We start from the raw sequence: 24,209 nt of genomic DNA, 5'->3' as shown, positions 1-24,209 counted from the left end.
CTTCGCATGATTTTCGGCCTCAATAAACATTGACTAGGATGAATGTTTTACGGGCTGTAATTTACACTTATCAATAAATTTTTTGTAATTCCATCAAGCGTCAAATTCATTGTGTCAAATGTCGACGCCTATCAATGGGCTGCCCTTTATATTATGCGCTCGGGTTGTATCAAATTTACCGAGGGGGAAGGCTTTGAAAGTATCCAAAGCCTTATTTTATAAAATTATTTTATTGCATTATCCAATTGAAAAAATTTTCATGTTGTGGGTGTGTGGTTCTAGTTAACAAGACTGCGTATGGCTGGACCTTCATGAATATGTCCTTGTTAAAATTTTTAGTTCGAATGGGCTGTGGCATTCCGTTGTCGTTATTTTATGGGTTGGATTGATCGCTCAGCTGAATTGGGATATGGGCAGTTCAATATGTTTCATTGCGTCCATCATGGCGTTCATCGGGGTGCGGCTTCCGTAGATGCCAAAAGTGACTGAGCTGTCTTCATGACCTGCTATGCGTTTAATTAGAGAGTCCTGTACCCCAGCATCCCGCATTTCATCAATGAGCGTGTGGCGGAAGCTGTGGAAGGTCTTTCTGGAGTCGGTAATGCCCAGCTTCGTTTTGTATCGACCGAACCATTTGCTTGGGGCATGCCCTAATTTGCCGCGCGTCGGTTCCAGTTCTGAAAAAAGACGAGTGGCACCACTGCTGCGAATAGCCTGGATATGGTTAAGTAGTCCGAGTGCAATCAGCGCGGGATGGATCGGTAGCACGCGGCGGCTACTGGAATTCTTTAGTTTCTGATCTTCACGGTTGTCATCAATACGGATGCAGTGAATACCTTGTTGCAGAATAAAGTCATCGACATGAAGCTGACACAATTCTTCAAGTCTTGCCCCTGTAGTACGACCTAGCAAAGGGAGCCAGTAGCGCCACGAATGCTTTCGTGCTTCAAATGTCAATGTTTTCAGGTTTAACAGCTTGACTAAGTCATCTTGATCGAACGAAATCCGTGCATCTTTCGCAGCACCGGTCATGACCCGAAGACCAGCCAACGGATTTTCACTGGTGTAACCGTTGACCTTGCACCAGTTAAAAAAAGCAGAAAGCTTTCGGAGTCGGTTGTTCACCGTTACGGCGCTGATGGTTTTGTATGTGATGTTTGAATCGACCACCTGCCCCAACGTCTTGCCCTTGAACTTCGGCAAGAGCCCGAAGTATTGCGGGCACCGACTCAGCCGGTCCTTGAGCGTACGTGCTTGTCCTGCGTCGAAGGCTGAAACAGGCATGTCGCCAATCAGATCGAACAAATCCCGAATGGCACGTTCCACCTCGAAGGTGCTGACTTCCCGCCATGTGCCGCCACGTTTCCCTTCTTCTATATAGAGCTTGGACAAAGTGGCGAGGGTAGGGCCGTTGCTGTTCTGCTTTACCGTAGCCGTTCGTGGCTTGTTTGTAGCAGGCTGGATGGTTGGCAAGGGGGCGGAGTCTCGCCACTGGGAACACAACGCACGGAGAGTTTGAAGGTCTGCCATGGGATGTTCTTTCAAGTGACTGTGGACTTGCTGGGCGATCGAAGCGGCGAGGAACAGGGCGCTCTGCCGCTGTCGGATGTTCAGGCTCAAGCGTAAAGTGTGACACCTCGGGAAGAGGTGCTTGGGTAGCTTAAGATTCAGGTAATAGACGGCTTCGCGTTTGATCAGGTAGGCCATGGGTGTGACACCAAAGTGTTACAGCAAAGTGTGACAATGCTGGCTACACCCCAGAGTTTTGACTGTCCGTGCTGCGAGTCCGCACGGTAGATATCCTGCAACCTCCAAGGCCTGAAACCTTGACCCCATCGGTCCCCCCGCAACGATTACCCGTGAACCTGGTCAGATCCGGAAGGAAGCAGCCACAGCGGGAACATTGTGTGCCGGGGTGTGGCTGGTGGGGTTGCCTCCATAACGCACCGCGAGCCTTCTCTCGCGTTTTTCATCAAAAAATACCGTCTTGTTGCTCTGCCATGGATTTCGTCCAGGGCGGATTTTTCGTCGTTTCCGTTTTGAAAGCAGGCGCAAAAAAGGAGGCCGACCTGTCGAATCACGACAAGTCGGCCTCCTTTTTTCATTTCTGCCACTAAGGCTTGGACATGGCCTGGTCAACCGCTGCAATCAGCTTTCCCAGATCCTTCGGGGTGGCTTTGTGGATGACTCCGAACAGGTACGCCCGCTGTTCATCCTCATCGCCCAAATCTGCGAAGAAGGCTTTCAGTTTCACCCCCAGCACGCCGGCAAGCAGGAACAGGGCTTCCACGCTGGGGGTGTAGGTGCCGGTTTCAAAACGGCTGATGGTTTTCGGGTCAAAACCGGTTTTTTCGCCGAGTTCAGCCTGAGTAAGCCCCGCGACCTTGCGGTAACGCCGAATGGCTGAACCCAAACTTGAAATTTGCATCGCTCAATTCCCATTTAGAATCAAGAACTTAACGATAGATTTTTGCATTAGACAACTGCATGATCCATCACCTTGCTTTGCAAAATGTGATGCATTTCGTAGAATTGCCTCCTCCAAAGGGTATTTTGTGACCTGTTTGCGTAAGTTTGGCTGATGCGAAAGAGCCAGTACGGTGCTCCCTTGAACAATATGTGGAGTGCCGAAGCCTCCCTGAAGCCTTGCAAAATGTTATCGAAATCGTTGTTGCTGCCCTTTGTCCGGGTCTTTGAGCCTAGTTGATCTTCGGCGGCCAAAGGGCCATCAATCGCTGTTCCTGGAGTGATCACGTGGCTCTGCGCAGTACGAATCAAAACATCTCTTCCGGGCATTTTGCGCTGGTCGAGCGGTACCACCGCTAGCGACAGTGAGCCTGACTCATGGATGAGAAATACCGCAGGGCCGTGGACGCCGCCGCAATTTTTTCCGAGACCGATCTGACCGGCCGGATTACCTACGTCAACGATCAGTTCTGCGCCGTCTCCGGTTACAGCCGCGAAGAACTGCTCGGGCAGAACCATCGCCTGCTCAATTCCGGCCTGCACTCTGCCGATTTCTTCGCCGGCATGTGGCGCACCATTGCGCTGGGCAATGTCTGGAAGGGCGAGATCTGCAATCGCGCCAAGAATGGCAGCCTGTATTGGGTAGAAAGTACGTTGGTGCCGCTGCTGGATGACGCCACCGGGCGGATTCATCGTTACCTGGCGATCCGTTTCGACATCAGCGAAAAACGCCAACTGCTGCATTCCCTGCAATGGCGGGTCGGCCATGACGTGCTGACCGGGCTGCCCAATCGCGCGTTTCTCTCGGACCTGCTGGATCAGGCGCTGGCGTTCTCGCGTGAGGAAAACATCCCGCTGGCGGTGTGCATGCTCGACCTCGACGGCTTCAAGGCGGTCAACGACGGCTACGGGCATGCCAGTGGCGATCTGTTGCTGGTGGAGGTGGCCAAGCGTTTGCGCGACATTGTTCGCGGCGAGGATGTGGTGGCGCGGCTGGCCGGTGACGAGTTCGTGCTGGTGTTGCGCTACGTGCGTGATGTGCCGGAGCTGCGCGCGGCACTGAACCGTGTGCTGGGTGCGATTTCGGCGCCGTACCAGCTGCGGGGCAAGACCCTGAATGTATTTGCCAGCATCGGCGTCACCCTGTTCCCCGATGACAATCAAGATGCCGAAACTTTGCTGCGTCACGCCGATCAGGCGATGTACGTGGCCAAGCAGAGCGGGCGCAATCGCTTTCATTTATTCGACGTGTTCCGGGATCGAGAGGTCAAGGCCACTCACCAGACCGTCGAACGGGTTCGGCAGGCGTTGGCCGCCGGCGAGCTGCGTGTGCATTTCCAGCCAAAAGTGAACATGCGTCGCGGTATCGTCGTCGGCTTCGAGGCGCTCTTGCGTTGGGAGCATCCGCAAAATGGCATGGTGCCGGCCCGAGAGTTTTTGCCGATGGTGGAGGAGACGGACCTGATCATCGATATCGGTGAATGGGTGATGGATCAGGTGTTGATGCAGTTGGACCGTTGGCAGCAAGCGGGGCAGGGCTGGCCGATCAGCGTCAACATCGCCGCCCGGCATTTTCAGCGAGCGGATTTCGTCGACCGGCTCAGGCAGGTGCTCGCCCGGCATGCCCGGGTCGCGCCGCAGATGCTCGATCTGGAAATCGTCGAGTCGGTGGCGATAGAAAACATCCAGCATGTCAGCGCCTGTCTACAGGCCTGTCAGGCGCTCGGCGTGCAGTTTTCACTGGGCGACTTCGGCACCGGTTATTCGTCCTTGAACTACCTCAAGCGCTTGCGCACCCAGACCATCAAGATCGACAAGTCGTTTATCCGCGACATTCTGCATGACCGCGACGACTTGGCCCTCACCACCGCAGTGATTGGCCTGGCCCGCGCGTTTGGCCGACAAGTGATCGCCGAAGGGCTGGAAAGTATCGAGCATGGCGAGCTGTTGATGCAGTTGGGGTGCGACGTTGCCCAGGGTTATTTCATCGCCCGGCCGATGCCGGCGGTTGATGTGCCGGGCTGGGTCGAAGGTTTTGTCGCGCCGGCGCAATGGCGAGCGCTCGATCAAACAGCCTGAGGCTGTCAGACCTATGAAGATCAAATGTGGGAGCGAGCCTGCTCGCGATGACGGTGTGTCTATCACGCAAGTGCTGGCTGAAAGTACGCAATCGCGAGCAGGCTCACTCCCACAGGTTCAGGGTTTGCCGACATAAAGCCGGATAATGTCATCGATCTCCCCGGACATTTTCATCCTCAGCAACGTGCGCAGGATGCGTTGCACGGGCACTTTCGGGTCATTGCGCACGTAACAACCGACACTCTGCACTTGCAGCACCGCCACGCCTTGCAGTTGCTGCTCAGGTAGCAGGCGCTGATTGAACCAGTCCAGCGTCCATTGGTTGCTCACGGCATAGCGGTAGCGTCCGGCCATGAGTTTTTCCAGGACCTGTTCCTGATTGCGCGCGTCCTCGCGAAGCAGGCGCCCGGCATCGAACAGCGGTTGCAGGGTGGGGTAACTGTAGCCGAGCACCGTGCCGATGGATTGTTGTGGCAAATTCACCGGATCGATTGAGGTCTGCAACTCGTGCCGGCTGATCAGCACGTCCGGCTGGGTCCAGAGCGGAATGCTCCAGATGTAGTCCCCGGACTGGTTTGGCGACCACGTTTGCGCGGCGTAGCAGCGGACATCGATCTCGCCGTGCTCCATGGCATTTTGCACCCGGGCCCGTGGCAGTACGTGAAACTCGGCCGGAACGCCAACCTGGGTCGCGAGGCTGACCATCACGTCATGCAGGATGCCTTGGGTCGGCTGGCCTTGATAAAGCTGCACCATCGGCATCGCCCAACTGTCGGGCACCACGAAGCGCAGCGGCGCGTTGGCAGCCATGACGTTCAGACTCATCAACAGCAGTGCCCCCAAGGCCAGCCGCATAAACGCTCCGCTATCGATGAAAATCGAGCCGATAAAAATCACCGCAAGTGCAGCTTAGCCAGATTAGACGAGCGCGCCGGATGCAATTTTGGCCTTGCTCCGCTAGCATTAGCCGCTTCTGCTTCCCAGTGGCGATGGTTTTCGATGAGTTATCAGGTTCTTGCACGTAAATGGCGTCCGCGCTCGTTCCGCGAAATGGTCGGCCAGACCCATGTGCTCAAGGCTCTGATCAATGCCTTGGACAGCCAGCGGCTGCACCACGCTTACCTCTTTACGGGCACGCGCGGGGTCGGCAAGACCACCATCGCGCGGATCATCGCCAAATGCCTGAACTGTGAAACGGGTATTACTTCGACGCCGTGTGGCGAGTGTTCGGTGTGCCGCGAGATCGATGAAGGCCGTTTCGTCGACCTGATCGAGATCGACGCCGCGAGCCGGACCAAGGTCGAGGACACCCGCGAGCTGCTCGACAACGTGCAGTACGCCCCGAGCCGCGGTCGCTTCAAGGTCTACCTGATCGACGAAGTGCACATGCTCTCCAGCCATTCCTTTAATGCGCTGTTGAAAACCCTCGAAGAGCCGCCGCCCTACGTCAAGTTCATCCTGGCGACCACCGACCCGCAGAAACTTCCTGCAACGATTCTTTCGCGGTGCCTGCAGTTCTCGCTGAAGAACATGACCCCTGAACGGGTGGTCGAGCATTTGACCCACGTGCTGGGCGTCGAAAACGTACCGTTCGAAGACGACGCGCTGTGGCTGCTGGGCCGCGCCGCCGACGGTTCGATGCGCGATGCCATGAGCCTGACCGACCAGGCGATTGCCTTCGGTGAAGGTCGGGTCATGGCCGCCGATGTGCGGGCGATGCTCGGCACGCTCGATCACGGTCAGGTCTATGACGTTCTGCACTCGCTGATCGAAGGCGACGCCAAGGCGTTGCTCGAGGCCGTCCGCCATCTGGCGGAACAAGGCCCGGACTGGAACGGCGTGCTCTCGGAAATTCTCAACGTACTGCACCGTGTCGCCATCGCCCAGGCCTTGCCTGAAGGCGTCGACAACGGTCACGGCGACCGTGATCGGGTGCTGGCGCTGGCCCAGGCCTTGCCGGCCGAAGACGTGCAGTTTTATTACCAGATGGGCCTGATCGGCCGCCGCGATTTACCGCTGGCGCCGGACCCGCGCGGCGGCTTCGAAATGGTCTTGCTGCGGATGCTCGCGTTCCGCCCGGCGGACACCGCGGATGCGCCGAGGCAACCGCTAAAGCCAGTGGGGATCAGCCAGGCCACAGTTGATTCCGCAAACTCAGTGGCTGCCGCGCCAGTTGTTGCGCCGGTAGTCGCTGCGGCAGTTGCACCGGTTGTTGCCGCGCCGGTCGCGCCGGTGGTTGCTCCCGAGCCTGAGCCGGTTGCGGCCGTTGTCGTGCCGGAACCGGTCATCGTGCCGGAGCCCGTTGTTGCGCCGGTAGCGGTCGAAGCCGTCGTCGACCTGCCGTGGAATGATCCGGTCGAACCCGAAGTCGTCCAGCAGCCAGCCGTCGAGCCGGTGCTGGAAACCGCCGCTGAACAACCCGAATTGCCCCCGATGCCGTTGCCGACGCCTGACAGCGTTGTGCCAGACGCGCCGGAATGGGCCGCTGCGCCGATCCCGGAACCTTCCGTGGCCGACGTCGACGCCGCGACACGGGGCATCGACCCCGACGACGAGCCGCCGCTGGACGAGGACTACATCGAACCGGACATGGATTCGGCGTACAGCTATCTCGACGAACTGGCGAGTGAGCACGCCGCCGAACCCGCGCCGGAACCTGAACCTGAGCCGGCCGCGATGCCCGCCACCGGTCTGGCCCTGCAATGGCTGGAACTGTTCCCGAAACTGCCGATTTCCGGTATGACCGGCAGCATCGCCGCCAACTGCACGCTGATCTCCGTGGAAGGTGACCACTGGCTGATGCACCTGGACCCGGCCCATAGCGCCTTGTTCAACGCGACCCAGCAACGTCGTCTCAACGATGCGCTGAACCAGTTTCACGGGCGCACGCTGACCCTGAGCATGGAACTGATCAAGCCCGAGCAGGAGACCCCGGCCCAGGCTGCATCCCGGCGTCGTGCCAACCGTCAGCGCGAGGCGGAAGAGTCGATCCACGGTGATCCGTTCATCCAGCAAATGATGCAGCAGTTCGGTGCGGTGGTCCGTAACGATACTATTGAACCTGTCGAAGCCCTGGTCAGTCAGGGCTAATAACTGAAGGCGTTCGGCCGAAAGGGCCGGGCGCTGTTTTTATCCAAGTACTTTGAGGTGATTCCCATGATGAAAGGTGGCATGGCCGGCCTGATGAAGCAGGCGCAGCAGATGCAGGAAAAAATGGCCAAGATGCAGGAAGAGCTGGCCAACGCCGAAGTCACCGGCAAGGCGGGTGGCGATATGGTCACCGTGGTGATGACCGGTCGTCACGACGTCAAGCGCGTGACCATCGATCCGAGCCTGGTCGAAGGCCTGAGTGAAGACGACAAAGAGATGCTGGAGGCCGTATTCGCCGCCGCCGTCAACGACGCCGTGCGCAAGATCGAAGCCAACAGCCAGGACAAAATGTCCGGCATGACCGCTGGCATGCAACTGCCGCCGGGGATGAAGCTGCCGTTCTGATTCGCCAAAGCGCGTCGGATGAGCTACAAAAAAATGCCAGGCATTGCGCCTGGCATTTTTGTTTCTGTCTGTTGGTCATGCGGCGCCTGATACGCTGCCTTCGCGGGCAAGCCTCGCTCCTACAAGTGCTATGCAATACCTGTAGGAGCGAGGCTTGCCCGCGAAGAAAGCGACGCGGTCCCCGACAGAAACATCGAACACCCGACCGCCACAAAGGTCTGCTTCCCTATACCGCCAAATTCATCGATCAAAGGAGACGCTCACATGCCACAAGCATTGACCCTCAACCAACGTATCGTCCTGGCGTCCCGCCCGGTGGGCGCACCGACACCGGAGAATTTTCGCCTGGAGCGGGAAGCACTGCCGGACCTGGCGGATGGCCAGATATTGCTCAAAACCCTTTACCTGTCGCTGGACCCCTACATGCGCGGCCGCATGAGTGACGCGCCGTCCTACGCGGCGCCGGTGGCCATCGACGAAGTGATGACCGGTGGCGCCGTCAGCCGTGTCGAGCGCTCGCTGAATCCGAAATTTCAGCAAGGTGACCTGGTCGTCGGCGCTACCGGGTGGCAGAGCCACAGCATCAGCGACGGTCGCAATATCATTCCGGTGCCGTCCGGGCTGCCGAGCCCGTCGATGGCGCTGGGTGTGCTCGGCATGCCGGGCATGACCGCCTACATGGGCTTGATGGACATCGGCCAGCCAGCCTCTGGAGAAACCCTTGTGGTCGCGGCGGCGTCCGGCGCGGTGGGCTCAGTGGTCGGGCAAGTGGCGAAGATCAAAGGCCTGCGTGTGGTCGGCGTGGCCGGTGGCGCGGACAAGTGCCGCTATGTTGTGGATGAGTTGGGTTTCGATGCCTGCATCGACCACAAGAGTCCCGACTTCGCCGATGAGCTGGCTCAGGCGTGTCCCCAGGGCATCGACATTTATTACGAGAACGTCGGTGGCAAGGTATTCGACGCGGTGGTGCCGTTGCTCAACCCCAAGGCGCGGATTCCGCTGTGCGGCCTGATCGCTTCCTACAACGCCAGCGAGGCGCCGACCGGCCCGGATCGCCTGCCGCAGTTGCAGCGCACCTTGCTGACCAAGCGTGTACGGATTCAGGGCTTCATCGTGTTCGACGACTACGGTGATCGTCAGCCGGAATTCGTCAGCGCCATGGCGCCGTGGGTGCGCGACGGCAAGGTGAAATTCCGCGAAGATGTGGTCGAGGGTCTTGAGAATGCGCCTGAGGCGTTCATCGGTCTGCTGGAGGGACGCAACTTCGGCAAACTGGTGGTGCGGGTCGCGCAGGACTGAGTATTTGACGCTAAAGAGAGGCGCGGGTATAAACCGCGTCTCGTTGTTTTGTCGGACGTTTCCCCATGAGCTTCAGCCCTTTGATTCGCCAACTGATCGATGCCCTGCGAATTTTGCCAGGTGTGGGTCAGAAAACTGCCCAACGCATGGCGTTGCAGCTGCTCGAGCGTGATCGCAGCGGTGGCTCGCGACTGGCCCTGGCACTCAGCCAGGCGATGGAAGGGGTGGGGCATTGCCGGTTGTGCCGCACGCTGACCGAAGACGACCTGTGCCCGCAATGCGCCGATAACCGCCGCGACGACACCTTGCTGTGCGTGGTGGAAGGGCCGATGGACGTCTACGCGGTGGAGCAGACCGGTTTCCGCGGTCGTTACTTCGTGCTCAAGGGCCACCTGTCGCCGCTCGACGGGCTCGGGCCGGAAGCCATCGGGATTCCGCAATTGATGGCGCGGATCGAAGAGGCGGGCACTTTTACCGAAGTCATCCTTGCGACCAACCCGACGGTCGAGGGTGAAGCCACGGCGCACTACATCGCCCAGTTGCTCAGCAACAAAGGCCTGATCGCCTCGCGCATTGCCCACGGCGTGCCGTTGGGTGGCGAGCTGGAACTGGTGGATGGCGGGACGTTGGCGCATTCGTTTGCGGGGCGTAAGCCGATCGCTTTGTAGTGTGTGGCGTCTGGACTGACGCCTTCGCGGGCAAGCCTCGCTCCTACAGGGGCTATGCAAAACCTGTAGGAGCGAGGCTTGCCCGCGAAGGGAGCACCTCGGTCCATCTGATTCACACAATCCTGTTGAAAACCAAGCAAGCGCTCGGTTAACGTCGCTGAACCCTTCCATGGAGTTCGCCGATGCCTGCCTTCCAGGAATACTTCGACCCCAGCCACCAATTGGTCCGCGACAGCGTCAGACGTTTCGTCGAGCGCGAGATTCTTCCGGACATCGACCAGTGGGAAGAAGCCGAAAGCTTTCCCCGCGAACTCTACCTCAAGGCCGGTGCAGCGGGGATCCTGGGCATCGGTTACCCCGAAGCCCTGGGTGGCAGCCATGAAGGTGATCTGTTCGCCAAGATCGCCGCCAGCGAAGAGTTGATGCGCTGCGGCTCTGGCGGTCTGGTCGCCGGGTTGGGTTCGCTGGACATCGGTCTGCCGCCCATTCTCAAATGGGCCAGGCCGGACGTTCGCGATCGCGTCGTGCCGGCCGTACTGGCTGGCGAGAAGATCAGCGCCCTGGCCGTCACCGAGCCCAGCGGTGGCTCCGACGTGGCCAACCTGCAAACCCGCGCCGTGCGTGACGGCGACGTCTACCGGGTCAGTGGCAGCAAAACCTTTATCACCAGTGGCGTGCGTGCGGATTACTACACCGTCGCGGTGCGCACCGGTGCGCCCGGTTTTGGTGGCATCAGCCTTTTGCTGATCGAGAAGGGCACACCAGGGTTCACCGTAGGCCGTCAGTTGAAGAAAATGGGCTGGTGGGCGTCGGACACCGCTGAATTGTTCTTCGATGATTGCCGCGTACCTGTAGGCCATCTGATCGGCGCGGAGAACATGGGCTTCGCTTGCATCATGGGCAACTTCCAGAGCGAACGCCTGGCGTTGGCGCTGATGGCCAACATGACCGCGCAACTGGCGCTGGAGGAAAGCCTGAAATGGGCCCGTCAGCGCGAAGCATTCGGCAAGCCCATCGGCAAGTTTCAGGTGCTCAAGCATCGCCTCGCCGAAATGGCCACGGCGCTGGAAGTGTCACGGGAGTTCACTTACCGCCAGGCGGCGAAAATGGCGGCGGGGCAGAGTGTGATCAAGGAGATTTCCATGGCGAAGAATTTCGCGACGGACACGGCGGATCGGATTACCACGGATGCGGTGCAGATTCTTGGCGGTCTCGGCTACATGCGCGAAAGTCTGGTGGAGCGGCTGTACCGGGATAACCGGATTCTGTCGATTGGTGGCGGGACGCGGGAAGTGATGAACGAGATCATCAGTAAGCAGATGGGGCTTTGAATCCTGCGGTGTTGCGGCTGACGCCTTCGCGGGCAAGCCTCGCTCCTACAGGATTATGCGTTCCCTTGTAGGAGCGAGGCTTGCCCGCGAATAGGCCAGTACAGACGCCGCTTATTTATCAGCCAGGGCAAACTGCGTCAGGCAAAACGTCGGAATCCCCATGTCTTCCAGGCGTTGCGACCCACCCAACTCCGGCAGATCAATAATCGCCGCCGCTTCATGCACCCGCGCGCCCATGCGTCGAATCAGGTTCGCCGCCGCAATCAGCGTGCCGCCGGTGGCGATCAAATCATCGAACATCACCACCGAGTCGCCTTCACACAAGCTGTCGGCGTGGACTTCGAGGAAGGCTTCGCCGTACTCGGTCGCATAACCTTCGGCCAGCACATCCGCCGGCAGTTTGCCTTGCTTGCGGAACAGCACCAGCGGCTTGTTCAACTGATAGGCCAGCACCGAACCGATCAGGAAGCCGCGGGCATCCATGGCGCCGATGTGGGTGAAATCAGCCTCGACATAACGGTGGGCAAAGCTGTCCATCACCAGACGCAGAGCCGTGGGCGACTGGAACAGCGGGGTGATGTCGCGAAAAATGACGCCCGGTTTCGGGAAGTCGATCACCGGGCGGATCAGGGATTTGATGTCGAAGGAGTCGAAGACCATTGTCTAGGTGTCCTGGCAGGCTGCAAACGTCGCAGTATAACGGCGGCTGAACCGTTTCGCTCAGCCGCCGTGGTCGTAATCAGCCTTCGATCGAACCGCCGGCGAGGGCGCAGAGCTGGATCGGGTCGAGGATGTGGATTTCCTTGCCTTCGGCGGCGATCAGCTCGTTCTGCTGGAAGCGCGTAAACACCCGCGACACGGTTTCCACCGCCAGGCCCAGGTAGTTGCCGATTTCATTGCGCGACATGCTCAGGCGAAACTGATTGGCCGAGAAGCCGCGAGCGCGGAAGCGTGCCGACAGGTTGACCAGGAAGGTGGCGATGCGCTCGTCAGCGGTTTTTTTCGACAGCAGCAACATCATCTGTTGATCGTCGCGGATTTCACGGCTCATCACGCGCATCAACTGACGGCGCAGTTGTGGCAGTTGCAGCGCCAGTTCGTCGAGGCGTTCGAACGGAATTTCGCAAACCGAGGTGGTTTCCAGCGCCTGCGCCGAGACCGGATGCTTTTCGGTGTCCATGCCCGACAGGCCAACCAGCTCGCTCGGCAGATGGAAGCCGGTGAGTTGTTCTTCACCGCCATCGCTGAGACTGAAGGTTTTCAGGGCGCCAGAACGTACTGCATAAACGGAGTCGAAAACGTCACCCTGACGGAACAGGAACTCGCCCTTCTTCAGTGGGCGGCCACGTTTAACGATTTCGTCCAGCGCATCCATGTCTTCCAGATTCAGAGAAAGTGGCAAGCAGAGGGGAGCCAGGCTGCAGTCCTTGCAATGGGCCTGGTTATGAGCGCGCAGTTTTACTGGCTCGGACATTTCTTAAATCCTTGTGGGAAAGCACACATAAGACGTAAGGGTACCTCACCGGAAGACGTTCAGGCCAGCGCTGTGCCGATTTGTCACGCCATGGTAAAGCGCCGCTGCCGGTGGCCGATAACCTGGCATCAACCTATGCGCAGGTACTCGTTTCATGGCCACTATCGGCGTGCTCAACCCCGGCAACAGTGGTGTGCAAACACTGCATGAGCCTGCAAACGGCCTGGCCGGCGAAGACTCGGCAATCGCCATTGGCCCGGCCACTTCGTCCGTGGCTGAAGGCATCAAAGTCTCGTTGTCTGGCGCCGGTTTGACCAAGGCTGCCAGTTCCCACGATGACAACAAGGACATTGAAGAAAGCGGGTTGCCGGAAAACATTCAACAGATCCTGAAAATGATTCGCCGAATACAGAAGCAGATCGCCGAGAAAGTCGCGAGCATGCAAGCGGTAATGGCAGACAAGCGACTTTCTGCCGAAGAACGCAGGGCCAAGCTCGGCGCGCTGCAAGCGACCATCACCACCCTCAATGGCGGGCTGATCACGGCCAATATGGTGCTGTCCAAAGCCATCTCGCAGGCGAGCCTGAGCCCTGAGCAAGTGCTGAAGACGACTTCCCTGCTGTTGGAACGTTAGATGACACGCGAAAACCGCTGGCGATTCTGTTGCTCCAGGTACGCGTCGAACACCATGCACACCGAACGCACCAGCAACCGCCCGGCCGGCAATACGGTGATCCGTTCATTGTTCAGTTCGATCAGTCCGTCTTCGGCCATGCGTTGCAGTTGCGGCCACAATTCGCCGAAGTAACCGCGAAAATCGATGTTGAAAGCCTTCTCGATCTCGGCGAATTCCAGGTTGAAACTGCAAATCAATTGTTGAATCACCGCTCGCCGCAGGCGGTCATCGGCATTGCACAGCAGGCCGCGATTGGTGGCCAGTTGTGCTGAGGCCAGTGCGTTCTGGTACTGATTCAGGTCGCTGCTGTTCTGGCAGTACAAGTCGCCAATCTGGCTGATGGCCGAGACGCCGAGGCCGATCAGGTCGCAATGGCCGTGAGTGGTGTAGCCCTGGAAGTTGCGTTGCAGGGTTGATTCTTCCTGAGCAATTGCCAGCTCATCGTCGGGCAGGGCGAAGTGATCCATGCCGATGTAACGGTAGCCGGCGGCGGTCAGCTGTTCGATGGTGCGCTGGAGCATTTCCAGCTTCTGTGCCGGCGTCGGCAATTCGTCGCTGTTGATTCGCCGTTGCGGCATGAAGCGCTCCGGCAAGTGCGCGTAGTTGAACACCGACAGGCGGTCCGGTTGCAGGTTGATCACTTCGTCGACCGTGCGGGCGAAGTTCTCCGGTGTCTGCCTTGGCAAACCGTAGATCAGGTCGATGTTGATCGAGCGAAATTGCAGCGTCCGTGCGGCGTCGATCACCGCCCGGGTTTCTTCCAGGCTTTGCAGGCGATTCACCGCGCGTTGCACGGCCGGGTCGAGGTCTTGCAGGCCGATGCTGACCCGGTTGAAACCCAGTTCGCGCAGCAGGCCCATGGTCGACCAATCGGCTTCGCGCGGGTCGATCTCGATGCCGTAGTCGCCGGAATCGTCCTCCAGCAAATTGAAGCTTTTACGCAACTGGGCCATCAGTTGACGCAGTTCGTCATGGCTGAGAAAGGTCGGTGTGCCGCCACCGAAATGCAATTGCTCGACCTTCTGCGCCGGGTCGAGATGGCAGGCGATCAGCTGGATTTCCTGCTCCAGGCGCTGCAAGTAGGGCAGGGCGCGGCCGCGATCCTTGGTGATGACTTTGTTGCAGGCGCAGTAGTAGCAGATGTTCGCGCAGAACGGCACGTGCACATACAGCGACAAAGGCCGCAGGGCCTTGCGACTTTCGCGCAGCGCATGGAACAGGTCGAAGGTGCCGACATGACCATCGAACTGCACGGCGGTCGGGTAGGAGGTGTAACGCGGTCCCGCCAGGTCATAACGGCGGATCAGATCGGTATCCCAACGAATGGCGTCGAGCATCATGCGGGCATTCCCCCGGATAGGCTGGCAGTGTCGGCAAGTCTATGGGGTGCGGCGTTGGGGCATCTTGATTTGCATCAACGGTCAGGATTTGTGTTTTCGGTGCGGGCCTCTTCGCGGGCAAGCCTCGCTCCTACGTTGAATTACATTCCCCTGTAGGAGCGAGCGGTGCGACGATTCGACTTGCCCGCGAAGGCCGCGCCGCCGATCAATGCCCCATAAGCCAATGCTGATGCGGCCCCGGCAAGGTCCAGATGCCAAACAGCATCACCAGCAACCCCCCCGTCATGCGTACGTACCGTTTGCGCAACAGCGCCGTGACCCGCTCGGCCGCCAGCCCCGTGGCAAGCAACACCGGCCAGGTGCCCAGCCCGAACGCGAGCATCAGCAATGCACTGTCCAGCGCATTGCCCTGGCTCGCCGACCACAGCAACGTGCTGTAAACCAGCCCACACGGCAGCCAGCCCCAGAGCGCGCCGAGCAACAAGGCCCGCGGCAGGCTCGACACTGGCAACAGCTTGTTCGCGACGGGCTGAATATGCCGCCACAGACCGCGACCGAGGCTTTCGATGCGGGTCAGGCCGCTCCACCAGCCGGCGAGATAAAGCCCCATGGCGATCAGCAGCAATCCGGCGAGGATACGCATGAACATCGCCGCCGGACTGTTCGCCACCGCCCAACCCGCCAGGCCGATCAGCAGGCCGGCCGCTGCGTAACTGAGAATCCGCCCGAGGTTGTAGGCCAGCAGCAATCGAAACCGGCGGCTGCGCTGTTCCTTGGGAATCGCCAGGGTCAACGCGCCCATCAAACCGCCGCACATGCCCAGGCAATGCCCGCCGCCGAGCAGGCCCAGGATGACCGCCGACACCAGCAGGGGCGCCAGCTCAAACATGCGGGGGCGCCTTGTCGTCCGGTTTGGCCGGATGGCCGCTGGCCTCGTCGACCGCCGCGGTGTGGTTCGGGTCCTGGTCGTCGAACAGGATGCTGTGGGCCGGGCCGTCGAGGTCGTCGTACTGACCGCTGTCGACCGCCCAGAAAAAGATGTAGACCGCGATGGCGACGATCAGCAGTGCGGCCGGGATCATCACGTAGAGAGCTGGCATGGTGAGGCTCCATGCCCGCGCGGCTCAGGCCGGCAGCGGGCGGGTTTCTGGCGTGGCGCTGGCGGCCGGCGTGCTCGGCAGGCGAGTCAGGCGCAGGGCGTTCAGCACCACGGTCAACGAACTGATGGACATGCCGACCGCCGCCCACACCGGCGTGATCCAGCCGAGGGCGGCGAACGGCAACATGAGGCCATTGTACAGCCCGGCCCACAACAGGTTCTCGATGATGACCCGACGGGTGCGCCGAGCGAGGCTGAAGGCTTGCACCAGCGCGTCCAGGCGGTTGGACAACAGCACCGCATCCGCACTGGTTTTCGCCAGATCGGTGGCCGAACCCATGGCGACGCTGATGTCGGCGGCGGCCAGCACCGGCACGTCATTCACGCCGTCACCGAGCATCAACACCTTGCGTCCTTCCTTGTGCAGCTGTTGCAGGACCTGCAATTTGTCGTCCGGACGCAAACCGCCACGGGCCTCGTCGATGCCCAGCTCGGCGGCGACGCTGGCGACCATCGGCGAGCTGTCACCCGACAGCAGCAACGTGCGCCAGCCGCGCGCCCGGCAGGCTTCCAGCAACGCGGGTGCATCGGCGCGCAAACGGTCGTCGAGGACGAACCATGCCAGCGGTCCGGCATTGTCGCCGAGCAGCAGCCATTGGCCGGCTTCATCCGGCATCAACGGGATGGCAGCGCCACTGAGTTCGCAGACAAAACCCGGTTGGCCGATGCGCAGGCGTTGCTTACCGACCACGCCTTCCAGGCCCAGCCCCGGCGTGCTGTGGACTTCTTCGGCGGCCAGTGGCGCGCGACCAAACGCACGGGCGATGGGGTGTTCGGAACGGTTTTCGAGGGCGGCGGCGAGGCCCAGGCATTGATCGCTGTCGAGCGCGCCGAGCGGGCGGATCGAGCGCAGCGCCAGGCGCCCTTCGGTGAGGGTGCCGGTCTTGTCGAAAATAACCGTGTCGATCTGGTTCAGGCCTTCCAGCACATGGCCGCGGGTCAACAACAAACCCAACTTGTGCAGCGTACCGGTGGCGGCAGTGAGGGCGGTCGGTGTGGCGAGGGACAAGGCGCACGGGCAGGTCGCGACGAGCATCGCCAGGACAATCCAGAAGGCGCGCGATGAGTCCAGCTCCCACCACAGCAGACCAATGCAAGCGGAGGCGATCAGCGTCAGCAGCAGGAACCATTGCGCGGCGCGGTCGGCGATCTCTGCCAGTCGTGGCTTCTCGGCCTGGGCGCGGTCGAGCAGGCGGACGATGGCAGACAGTCGGGTGTCCTGGCCGAGGGCGAGGACTTCCACGGTCAGCGCGCCCTCGACGTTCAGGGTGCCGGCAGTGACGGCATCACCGAGCGTGCGCGGCTGTGGCAGGTATTCGCCAGTCAGCAGGGATTCGTCGATGCTCGACTGGCCGTCGAGGATCTTACCGTCGGCCGGCAGGATCGCACCGGGATGCACCAGAACCTGATCGCCGACGCGCAGTTCGCTGAGCAGGATCCGCTCGCTCTGACCGTTGGCGCTCAGGCGCAAACACGAGGCGGGCAGCAGATTGACGAGTTGTGCGGTGGCGGCGGCGGTGCGTTCGCGGGCACGACGCTCCAGATAGCGCCCGGCCAGCAGGAACAGCGCAAACATGCCGACGGCATCAAAATACAATTCGCCGACCCCGGTGATCGAAGTCCATATCCCGGCGATGTAGGCACTGCCAATCGCCAGCGACACCGAGACGTCCATGGTCAGGTGGCGGGTACGCAAATCGCGCATCGCCCCTTTGAAGAACGGCGCGCAGCTGTAGAACACGATCGGCGTGGTGAGGAACAGCGCGACCCAGCGCAGGATGGTGTGCAGCTCGGGGCTGAGGTCGATATTGAATTCCGGCCAGGTGGCCATGGTCGCCATCATCGCCTGGAACCACAGCAGCCCGGCAACCCCGAGTTGGCGCAGGGCCAGGCGGTTTTCGCTGGCCAGTTGTTCGCTGGCGCGGTCGGCCTGATAGGGATGGGCGGCGTAACCGATGTGGCGTAACTCGCTGAGCACCTGGCTCAGCGGCAATTGCGCATCGGCCCAGCGTACGTGCAGGCGATGGTTGGACAGGTTGAGGCGCGCTTCGGCCACCGCCGGCAAGCCGCGCAGGTGTTTCTCGATCAGCCAGCCACAGGCCGCGCAACTGATGCCTTCCATCAGCAGCGTGGTCTCGGCGAGTTCGCCTTCGTGGCGCACGAAGGGTTTTTGCACGTCGGCGCGATCGTACAGCGCCAGTTCATCCACCAACTGCACCGGCAACGCTTCGGGGTTGGCCGAGGCTTCGCTGCGGTGCTGGTAATAGCTTTCCAGCCCACCGGCGACAATCGCTTCGGCCACTGCCTGACAACCCGGGCAGCAGAACTCGCGGGTTTCACCGAGGACGGCCGCGGTGAAGCGGCTGCCGGCCGGGACGGGCAGGGCGCAGTGGTAGCAGGGGGTTGGGGTGGTCATGATGTTGGATCTATGTCGTCTGGAAGGGCCTCATCGCGAGCAGGCTCGCTCCCACAGGGTTTTGTGAACGCCACAAATCTAATGTGGGAGCGAGCCTGCTCGCGATGCGCGAAGCGCTGGTTGTTACTTTTTCAGGTCTTCGGCGCCCTGCAGCGGTTCGTCACCCAGCAGCAGATCCTTGTCATGGCTGACCAGCTCTTCTTCGAACATACGCCAGATGTGGTCGTCCTGAGTACCCAGCAATTCGACAAAACGACGACCTTCCACCTTGTCGCTCAACTGGCCGATGTAGCGGCCCTGTTCGGTTTCGCTTTGGGCGAGGGTGATCTTGCGATCCTTCTCCGGCTGGGTCGGCGAGATCAGGTTCAGTTCGAGGGTTTTCGGTTGGCTGTTGCCGCTCAGGCGCAGGTCGACTTCGCCGGTCACGTCATCCAGGTGCACGCTGGCGCGCAGGAGCAGGGTTTGCGCCAGCAACTCACGGTCGAGGGAGCGGTTGATGCCTTTGCCGGCCTCGTAGTAGTTGTCGTTGACCAGGTTGTCCGGGTTGTTCACCGCGATGGTCACCATGGACAAGGTCAAAGTCACCGAACAGGCGAGGATGGCAATGATGATCCACGGCCAAAGATGCTTGTACCAGGGACTTGCGGCGTTTGCTGCGGGCATGATCACTTCTCTTAACGAATTTGTGGGCCGATGAACCGGCTCTTGGCTTCAACGTGGATGCTCTCGTCATCGGCATCCTTGAGGATGAATTTCACCTCGTTGGTGCTCGATGGCAATTTTTCCGGCGCGATGGACAGTTCCACCGGCTGGCTGAAAATTTCGCCGGCGGCGACCTTGATCTCGCGTTTGCCTTGCAGCTTGAGATCCGGCAGGCCGGCGGCTTCCAGCACGTAGGTGTGGTCGCGCTGATCCTTGTTCATGATCTTCAGGCTGTAGACGTTTTCAATCCGGCCTTCGGCGTTCTCGCGGTACAGCACGCGGTCTTTGCTGACGTCGAAACCGACCAGCGAACGCATGAAGAACGCCGTCGCCAGCAACGCCATCATCGCCAGCAATACAGCGGCGTAGCCGATCAGGCGCGGGCGCAGTTTATGGGTTTTTTGCCCGGACAGGTTGTGCTCGGTGGTGTAGCTGATCAGGCCGCGCGGGTAATCCATCTTGTCCATGATGCTGTCGCAGGCATCGATGCACGCAGCACAACCGATGCATTCGATTTGCAGGCCGTCGCGGATGTCGATGCCGGTCGGGCAGACCTGGACGCACATGGTGCAGTCGATGCAATCGCCCAGGCCCTGAGCCTTGTAGTCGATGCCTTTCTTGCGCGGCCCGCGGCTTTCACCGCGACGCGGATCGTAGGAAACGATCAGCGTGTCCTTGTCGAACATCACGCTCTGGAAGCGCGCATACGGACACATGTAAATGCACACCTGCTCGCGCAACCAGCCGGCGTTGCCGTAAGTGGCGAGGGTGAAGAACCCGACCCAGAAATACGACCAGCCATCCGCTTCGCCAGTGAAGAATTCGATGGTCAGTTCGCGGATCGGCGAGAAGTAACCGACGAAGGTCATGCCGGTTGCGAAGCCGATCAGCAGCCACATCGAGTGCTTGCTGAATTTACGCAGGAACTTGTTGGCGCTCATCGGCGCCTTGTCGAGCTTGATGCGCTGATTGCGATCGCCTTCGGTGACCTTCTCGCACCACATGAAAATCCACGTCCAGACGCTCTGCGGGCAGGTATAACCGCACCAGACACGACCGGCGTACACGGTAATGAAGAACAGGCCGAACGCGCTGACAATCAGAATGCCCGAGAGCAGGATGAAATCCTGCGGCCAGAACGTTGCGCCAAAAATAAAGAATTTACGCTCCGGCAGGTTCCACCAGACGGCTTGATGACCGGCCCAGTTCAGCCAGACCGTGCCGAAATACAACAGAAACAAAAACGCGCCGCCCATCATCCGCAGGTTACGGAACAGGCCAGTGAAGGCGCGGGTGTAGATCTTTTCTCGAGAGGCGTAGAGGTCGACGCTGTTGTTCGCGTTCTTGGCAGGCGGGGTAACGTCGTGTACCGGAATCTGGTTGCTCATCAGTTGCATCCCACGGCAGTGGAAAAATGCCTCGGTCAGTACATGCCGACCGCGGTCAAAAAGGGGTGTTGCAGTGGCGCAATGATACGCCTGTAGCTCTAGATCAAGGGTGCGACCTTTGGTCGCGTTGGGGAAAAATCATGAATGGTGTAGCAGATGTAACAAAACATGATTCAGGTCAATTGACTTGTGGAGTATAGCCGGCTGGGGGTTGTTCATCGGCGCCAGCATCTTGTATGCCTGGCGCCGATCGCCGCTTACTTGACCGGGACAGTGTGAGTCGCGACGGGGTTGCGCCAGTCATTGCCCGCGACGACGTTCACTGTCATTTGCGTTCTATCGGCAGAGAACGTGGCATACAACCAGCTTTGCTGAACCGCCGAGCCACTCATGAACAAGGGAATGTCGCCGTAGATGTAGTTGCTCGACTCATATTTCCCGCTTTGCTTGTTCGCATTCGCGGAAAACACAGCGGTCACGCCATAGTCCTCGATCATCTTTGTGAACCGGAAAATCTCGGTCTCCCTGACCGGCCAGTGAAACGGCTGATGCAAGTTCAGCAAAATGATTTTGCCTTGCGCCCGCGCCTGCTGCAGATCGCGTTCCAGCCAGTCGAGGGATGCCGTGATTTCATAGGCGGTGGTCTGGAAGAACGAACTGGTGGAAAAGTTGGTGGTGTAAGTGGGTTCGTTGTGCAACTGAACCACGTGAACATCACCGTAATCCCGGGAGTAAGCCAGGCTGCCGTACCAGGTTTTCGTCAGGCCGGAAGCCCGCGCGGCGAGGTCCATGTTGGCGACTTTTCCCCAGTACCGGTCCTTGAGGTCGTCCACGCTTCCAGCGGCGCAACTTGCGCAACTGGCGACATTGAAGTCGTAGTCGTGATTGCCCAGGCCGTAGTCATAGAGGTTGCTCAGTTTGTTCTGCAATACCGCGTTGAGGTAGGTGCGTTCGCCGGGTTGTCCCGACGCAGTCATGTTGCCGTTGATCATGACGGGAACAGCGGAGGCGCCGCCCGATTGTTTGCGCAAGTCAGCGATGCTGGAGTACTGCGCATCGATCAGCCAGCGTGAACGCTCTTCTTTGCTTGAGGTGGATTCACTTTCTCCATTGTCGGACTTTTCACTTGAGGGGAACTTGGGGTCCGAGGCAAAGACGATATGTTGCGGCGCGAAGTCAGAGGCCATGGAAAAGGTGGTCGTTACAGAGAGCGCCAATATCAGGGCGGTCGGTAATGTATAAAAGTTCATAGAAGTCCATTTTCATTGATGTGATGGTTGCGTTGAAGGTTTGGCAGAATTTAGATTAAATAAGTTTGTGGGCTCAACTGGTAAGTTCGTTTGTTTTTATAGTTGATGTTTCATGATTCCAAATATGTTGTTTGTTGGTGTCTGGGTGGGTGTTGTTGTAGTTTGCTTGTCGCAAGTAATTTTTTAAATTGGATTTGTGTGAGTGCGCTCACTATTAAATATTAGGGAAAAAGACAAGATGGAATTAAGCAAAGGATGGCAGTTGTTGATGTTGCTGGTAGGTGTGTGGGTAGTTCCTGTTGTGTCGTCGGCGCAAACGCCACGGCATATCGTGTTCGCTTCGGACCCGCAGTTTCCCTGGACCGATAACACTGACGCCCGGTTGCCGGAGTCCGATTCGCAGAAGCGGGAGCGCTCCCGTTGGCTGATCGAAACGCAGTACGACAGTATTGCCGACTTCAGGCGGCAACAGGGTGGGAGCGCGGCGGTTCCCGTGATGATCAATGGCGATATGACTGCCTTCGGTCATGCGGATGAGCGTTCCTATGTCCAGCAGACGCTGGATGCGAAACTTCAAGGGGATTATGACTACGGGTTGGGTAATCATGACTATCAAAATAACGTGGATGATTGTTTTCTGAATAGTTGCGCCGCTGGAAGCATTGAAAATCTGAAGGAGCGCTATTGGGGAAAAGTCGGCAGTATGGATCTGGCAGCGCGGGCTTCATGGCCGAGCACCACTTATTACGGAAGTCTCGCGTACTCCAGGGATTATGGCGATGTGCACTTGGTGCAGTTACATAACGAGCCAACTTACTCGGTGACCTTCTCTTCGGGGACTTTTTTCAGTCCGACGGTTTTTGAAATTACCCCTGCACTCGATTGGCTTGAGCGTGACCTTCAGCAGGCACGCGCGCAGGGGAAAATCATTCTACTGAACATGCATAAACCCAATGATTTTATGGGTGACTGGAGTCAGGAAAAACGGTTCAGGGATATGATCGATAAGTATGAAGTGACTGCAATATTCGCCGGTCATCTCCATGGGAACAGCGGCTCCATGTGGTACACGAACGGTGTGCCCGGTTTCATCAGCGGCAGTGCATCCCAGCAGACCTATCTGATCGCCAGTTTTTCCGAGGATCGCAAAAACCTGCACGTCTATGCGGTCGATAACAACCAGTGGCAAAAACGTGAGCTGATAGCGACAGTGCCGGTGTCATGAATTCTGGCCAATAGCCCATAAAAAAGGCCCCGCCAGATCACTGGCGGGGCCTTTTTTTGCATCAAGCGTTTGCCTTACTGGGCATCCGCCGCCGGAGCTTTCTCGCCGTGAGACAAGCTGTAGACGTAAGCGGCCAGCAGGTGAACCTTGTCGTTGCCTTGCAGCTGTTCTTGCGCAGGCATCTGGCCCTGACGGCCGTAACGGATGGTCTGCTGCAGTTGAGCGAAGCTCGAACCGTAGATGAACGCACCCGGGTGGGTCAGGTCAGGTGCGCCCATCGCTGGCGTCCCTTTGCCGGCCGGACCGTGGCACGCCACGCAGTTGGCGGCGAACAGTTTCTGCCCGGCAGCCGGGTCAGCCTTGGTGCCTTCCGGCAGCTTGCGGCCATCGAGGCTGGTCAGGACGAACGCAGCAACGTCCGCAACACCTTGCTCGCCGATCACTTCAGCCCACGCCGGCATGACCGCGTGGCGGCCGCCCATGATGGTGGCCTTGATGGTTTGTGCTTCGCCACCCCAGCGCCAGTCGGCGTCGGTCAGGTTCGGAAATCCATAAGCGCCTTTGGCGTCGGAGCCGTGGCAAACCGAGCAGTTGGAGGCGAACAAACGGCCACCCATCTTCAGGGCTTGCGGGTCCTTGGCGACTTCTTCGATCGGCATGGAAGCGAATTTGGCGAAGATCGGGCCGAACTTGGCGTCCGACTTGGCCATTTCCTTTTCCCACTCGTGAACGCCGGTCCAGCCGCTCTGGCCGTTGGCGAACGCGGTCTGCTTCTCGTTATCCAGGTAGTTGTAACCCGGCAGCAGGCCTTTCCAGTTGCCCAGGCCCGGGTACAGCACCAGGTAACCCAGGGCGAAAATGATGGTGCCCACGAACAGCATGAACCACCATTTTGGCAGCGGGTTGTCGTACTCCTCGATACCGTCGAAGGAGTGGCCAACCGTTTCTTCGGTGGCTTCGCTGCGCTGGCCCTTGCGGGTGGACAGCAACAGCCAGGTCAGGGCGAAGATGGTGCCGAGACTGAGGACTGTGACGTACAGACTCCAGAACGTAGTCATTCTTTGTTACTCCTAGAAGCTTGCTCGACGTGCTTGATGGCTTCGGGATCATCCGCGAAAGGCAGCAAGGTCGCGTCTTCAAACTCCGACTTGCGCTTGGGGCTGAACACCCACAGCGCCAGACCGATGAAGGCCACCATCACAACAACGGTGCCCAGGCCACGAATCATCCCGATATCCATC

22 protein-coding genes and 1 other RNA gene are annotated in these 24,209 nt (G+C 59.3%); 9 read left to right on the top strand and 14 right to left on the bottom strand.

The features are described 5' to 3' along the window. Nucleotides 1–393: 393 nt before the first annotated feature. Nucleotides 394–1,707 (bottom strand): site-specific integrase, encoded by a 1,314-nt coding sequence (locus IB246_RS16760; protein WP_192230070.1) that lies wholly within the window; start codon nt 1,705–1,707, stop codon nt 394–396. Nucleotides 1,708–1,833: 126 nt separating this feature from the next. Between IB246_RS16760 and ffs the strand changes: the two genes are divergently transcribed. Continuing rightward, nucleotides 1,834–1,930: signal recognition particle sRNA small type (ffs, locus tag IB246_RS16755), an RNA gene on the top strand. A 183-nt stretch (nt 1,931–2,113) separates the two neighbouring features. Here the strand turns inward: ffs and IB246_RS16750 are convergent. Continuing rightward, on the bottom strand, nt 2,114–2,428 hold the full coding sequence (locus IB246_RS16750; RefSeq protein WP_008028568.1) for a helix-turn-helix domain-containing protein: 315 nt from the start codon (nt 2,426–2,428) through the stop codon (nt 2,114–2,116). Between the two features lie 416 nt (nt 2,429–2,844). Here IB246_RS16750 and IB246_RS16745 point away from each other — a divergent pair, with 416 nt between their 5' ends. Beyond that, nucleotides 2,845–4,545 carry a putative bifunctional diguanylate cyclase/phosphodiesterase gene (locus tag IB246_RS16745; protein ID WP_008037751.1) on the top strand — a complete coding sequence of 567 codons (1,701 nt, stop codon included), beginning with the start codon at nt 2,845–2,847 and terminating at the stop codon, nt 4,543–4,545. 117 nt (nt 4,546–4,662) lie between these two features. Here the strand turns inward: IB246_RS16745 and IB246_RS16740 are convergent, their stop codons facing one another. Next, nucleotides 4,663–5,400: a substrate-binding periplasmic protein gene (locus IB246_RS16740; protein WP_008037750.1), complete on the bottom strand. Its 738-nt coding sequence runs from the start codon at nt 5,398–5,400 to the stop codon at nt 4,663–4,665. 144 nt (nt 5,401–5,544) lie between these two features. Between IB246_RS16740 and dnaX the strand changes: the two genes are divergently transcribed. The 5 genes from dnaX (at nt 5,545) to IB246_RS16715 (ending at nt 11,338) form a co-directional block, all read left to right on the top strand. Then, complete coding sequence (gene dnaX / locus IB246_RS16735) at nt 5,545–7,635, top strand: DNA polymerase III subunit gamma/tau (RefSeq protein WP_008028562.1); 2,091 nt, start codon at nt 5,545–5,547, stop codon at nt 7,633–7,635. 66 nt (nt 7,636–7,701) lie between these two features. Continuing rightward, nucleotides 7,702–8,040, top strand: coding sequence for a YbaB/EbfC family nucleoid-associated protein (locus IB246_RS16730; protein WP_008028561.1), 339 nt, complete (start codon nt 7,702–7,704; stop codon nt 8,038–8,040). A gap of 264 nt (nt 8,041–8,304) precedes the next feature. Next, nucleotides 8,305–9,339 (top strand): NADP-dependent oxidoreductase, encoded by a 1,035-nt coding sequence (locus tag IB246_RS16725; RefSeq protein WP_008028559.1) that lies wholly within the window; start codon nt 8,305–8,307, stop codon nt 9,337–9,339. Nucleotides 9,340–9,404: 65 nt separating this feature from the next. Then, nucleotides 9,405–10,007 carry a recombination mediator RecR gene (recR, locus tag IB246_RS16720; RefSeq protein WP_008028557.1) on the top strand — a complete coding sequence of 201 codons (603 nt, stop codon included), beginning with the start codon at nt 9,405–9,407 and terminating at the stop codon, nt 10,005–10,007. Nucleotides 10,008–10,189: 182 nt separating this feature from the next. Then, nucleotides 10,190–11,338, top strand: coding sequence for an acyl-CoA dehydrogenase family protein (locus tag IB246_RS16715; protein ID WP_008037749.1), 1,149 nt, complete (start codon nt 10,190–10,192; stop codon nt 11,336–11,338). A 111-nt stretch (nt 11,339–11,449) separates the two neighbouring features. On the opposite strand, the gene IB246_RS16710 is transcribed toward IB246_RS16715, so the two are convergent. Beyond that, complete coding sequence (locus IB246_RS16710; protein WP_008028553.1) at nt 11,450–11,998, bottom strand: adenine phosphoribosyltransferase; 549 nt, start codon at nt 11,996–11,998, stop codon at nt 11,450–11,452. Nucleotides 11,999–12,077: 79 nt separating this feature from the next. Continuing rightward, nucleotides 12,078–12,812 (bottom strand): fumarate/nitrate reduction transcriptional regulator Fnr, encoded by a 735-nt coding sequence (fnr, locus tag IB246_RS16705; protein ID WP_008028550.1) that lies wholly within the window; start codon nt 12,810–12,812, stop codon nt 12,078–12,080. A 154-nt stretch (nt 12,813–12,966) separates the two neighbouring features. Here fnr and IB246_RS16700 point away from each other — a divergent pair, with 154 nt between their 5' ends. Further along, nucleotides 12,967–13,446, top strand: coding sequence for a hypothetical protein (locus tag IB246_RS16700; RefSeq protein WP_008037748.1), 480 nt, complete (start codon nt 12,967–12,969; stop codon nt 13,444–13,446). Here IB246_RS16700 and hemN read toward each other — a convergent pair. The 7 genes from hemN to IB246_RS16665 form a co-directional block, all read right to left on the bottom strand. After that, nucleotides 13,443–14,825, bottom strand: a complete 1,383-nt coding sequence (hemN, locus tag IB246_RS16695; RefSeq protein WP_192226574.1) for an oxygen-independent coproporphyrinogen III oxidase — start codon at nt 14,823–14,825, stop codon at nt 13,443–13,445. The genes IB246_RS16700 and hemN overlap by 4 nt on opposite strands. Nucleotides 14,826–15,033: 208 nt before the next feature. Beyond that, the gene (locus IB246_RS16690; RefSeq protein WP_008028545.1) at nt 15,034–15,717 is read right to left on the bottom strand and encodes a sulfite exporter TauE/SafE family protein; all 684 of its coding nucleotides are present in this window, start codon (nt 15,715–15,717) and stop codon (nt 15,034–15,036) included. Beyond that, nucleotides 15,710–15,928, bottom strand: a complete 219-nt coding sequence (gene ccoS / locus IB246_RS16685; protein WP_008028543.1) for a cbb3-type cytochrome oxidase assembly protein CcoS — start codon at nt 15,926–15,928, stop codon at nt 15,710–15,712. Before ccoS ends, IB246_RS16690 begins: the two co-directional genes overlap by 8 nt. A 24-nt stretch (nt 15,929–15,952) precedes the next feature. After that, complete coding sequence (locus IB246_RS16680; RefSeq protein ID WP_008037746.1) at nt 15,953–18,403, bottom strand: heavy metal translocating P-type ATPase; 2,451 nt, start codon at nt 18,401–18,403, stop codon at nt 15,953–15,955. Nucleotides 18,404–18,526: 123 nt separating this feature from the next. After that, entirely contained in the window at nt 18,527–19,066 is a 540-nt protein-coding gene (locus IB246_RS16675) for a FixH family protein (RefSeq protein ID WP_008028539.1), read from the bottom strand. Nucleotides 19,067–19,077: 11 nt separating this feature from the next. Next, entirely contained in the window at nt 19,078–20,493 is a 1,416-nt protein-coding gene (gene ccoG, locus IB246_RS16670; protein ID WP_008028537.1) for a cytochrome c oxidase accessory protein CcoG, read from the bottom strand. A 257-nt stretch (nt 20,494–20,750) separates the two neighbouring features. Beyond that, the gene (locus IB246_RS16665; RefSeq protein WP_177318163.1) at nt 20,751–21,680 is read right to left on the bottom strand and encodes a metallophosphoesterase family protein; all 930 of its coding nucleotides are present in this window, start codon (nt 21,678–21,680) and stop codon (nt 20,751–20,753) included. A 301-nt stretch (nt 21,681–21,981) separates the two neighbouring features. On the opposite strand from IB246_RS16665, the gene IB246_RS16660 reads away from it, so the two are divergent. Beyond that, entirely contained in the window at nt 21,982–22,968 is a 987-nt protein-coding gene (locus IB246_RS16660) for a metallophosphoesterase family protein (RefSeq protein ID WP_008037744.1), read from the top strand. 74 nt (nt 22,969–23,042) lie between these two features. Here IB246_RS16660 and ccoP read toward each other — a convergent pair whose 3' ends face one another. Together ccoP and IB246_RS16650 are read right to left on the bottom strand one after the other, a co-directional pair. Beyond that, nucleotides 23,043–24,026 carry a cytochrome-c oxidase, cbb3-type subunit III gene (ccoP, locus tag IB246_RS16655; protein ID WP_008037742.1) on the bottom strand — a complete coding sequence of 328 codons (984 nt, stop codon included), beginning with the start codon at nt 24,024–24,026 and terminating at the stop codon, nt 23,043–23,045. Further along, nucleotides 24,023–24,208, bottom strand: coding sequence for a CcoQ/FixQ family Cbb3-type cytochrome c oxidase assembly chaperone (locus IB246_RS16650; protein WP_003175465.1), 186 nt, complete (start codon nt 24,206–24,208; stop codon nt 24,023–24,025). Before IB246_RS16650 ends, ccoP begins: the two co-directional genes overlap by 4 nt. Between the last annotated feature and the right edge of the window lies 1 nt (nt 24,209).

This window comes from Pseudomonas sp. PDM01 (assembly GCF_014852325.1).
GTDB lineage: Bacteria > Pseudomonadota > Gammaproteobacteria > Pseudomonadales > Pseudomonadaceae > Aquipseudomonas > Aquipseudomonas migulae.
Note: the sequence above shows the minus strand (reverse complement) of the source record. Positions and strands in the feature narration are given on the sequence as shown.

Bases quoted from the DNA above. Each gene is read 5' to 3' on its own strand.
- hemN (WP_192226574.1), bottom strand. From the start codon at position 14,825: ATGCTCGACGCCATTCGTTGGGATACCGATCTGATCCGCCGTTATGAC.
- IB246_RS16675 (WP_008028539.1), bottom strand. From the start codon at position 19,066: ATGCCCGCAGCAAACGCCGCAAGTCCCTGGTACAAGCATCTTTGGCCG.
- IB246_RS16730 (WP_008028561.1), top strand. From the start codon at position 7,702: ATGATGAAAGGTGGCATGGCCGGCCTGATGAAGCAGGCGCAGCAGATG.
- IB246_RS16710 (WP_008028553.1), bottom strand. From the start codon at position 11,998: ATGGTCTTCGACTCCTTCGACATCAAATCCCTGATCCGCCCGGTGATC.
- recR (WP_008028557.1), top strand. From the start codon at position 9,405: ATGAGCTTCAGCCCTTTGATTCGCCAACTGATCGATGCCCTGCGAATT.
- IB246_RS16715 (WP_008037749.1), top strand. From the start codon at position 10,190: ATGCCTGCCTTCCAGGAATACTTCGACCCCAGCCACCAATTGGTCCGC.
- IB246_RS16680 (WP_008037746.1), bottom strand. From the start codon at position 18,403: ATGACCACCCCAACCCCCTGCTACCACTGCGCCCTGCCCGTCCCGGCC.
- IB246_RS16700 (WP_008037748.1), top strand. From the start codon at position 12,967: ATGGCCACTATCGGCGTGCTCAACCCCGGCAACAGTGGTGTGCAAACA.
- ccoG (WP_008028537.1), bottom strand. From the start codon at position 20,493: ATGAGCAACCAGATTCCGGTACACGACGTTACCCCGCCTGCCAAGAAC.
- fnr (WP_008028550.1), bottom strand. From the start codon at position 12,812: ATGTCCGAGCCAGTAAAACTGCGCGCTCATAACCAGGCCCATTGCAAG.
- IB246_RS16690 (WP_008028545.1), bottom strand. From the start codon at position 15,717: ATGTTTGAGCTGGCGCCCCTGCTGGTGTCGGCGGTCATCCTGGGCCTG.
- dnaX (WP_008028562.1), top strand. From the start codon at position 5,545: ATGAGTTATCAGGTTCTTGCACGTAAATGGCGTCCGCGCTCGTTCCGC.
- IB246_RS16665 (WP_177318163.1), bottom strand. From the start codon at position 21,680: ATGGCCTCTGACTTCGCGCCGCAACATATCGTCTTTGCCTCGGACCCC.
- IB246_RS16740 (WP_008037750.1), bottom strand. From the start codon at position 5,400: ATGCGGCTGGCCTTGGGGGCACTGCTGTTGATGAGTCTGAACGTCATG.
- IB246_RS16725 (WP_008028559.1), top strand. From the start codon at position 8,305: ATGCCACAAGCATTGACCCTCAACCAACGTATCGTCCTGGCGTCCCGC.
- ccoP (WP_008037742.1), bottom strand. From the start codon at position 24,026: ATGACTACGTTCTGGAGTCTGTACGTCACAGTCCTCAGTCTCGGCACC.
- IB246_RS16760 (WP_192230070.1), bottom strand. From the start codon at position 1,707: ATGGCCTACCTGATCAAACGCGAAGCCGTCTATTACCTGAATCTTAAG.
- IB246_RS16660 (WP_008037744.1), top strand. From the start codon at position 21,982: ATGGAATTAAGCAAAGGATGGCAGTTGTTGATGTTGCTGGTAGGTGTG.
- IB246_RS16650 (WP_003175465.1), bottom strand. From the start codon at position 24,208: ATGGATATCGGGATGATTCGTGGCCTGGGCACCGTTGTTGTGATGGTG.
- IB246_RS16750 (WP_008028568.1), bottom strand. From the start codon at position 2,428: ATGCAAATTTCAAGTTTGGGTTCAGCCATTCGGCGTTACCGCAAGGTC.
- ccoS (WP_008028543.1), bottom strand. From the start codon at position 15,928: ATGCCAGCTCTCTACGTGATGATCCCGGCCGCACTGCTGATCGTCGCC.
- IB246_RS16745 (WP_008037751.1), top strand. From the start codon at position 2,845: ATGGATGAGAAATACCGCAGGGCCGTGGACGCCGCCGCAATTTTTTCC.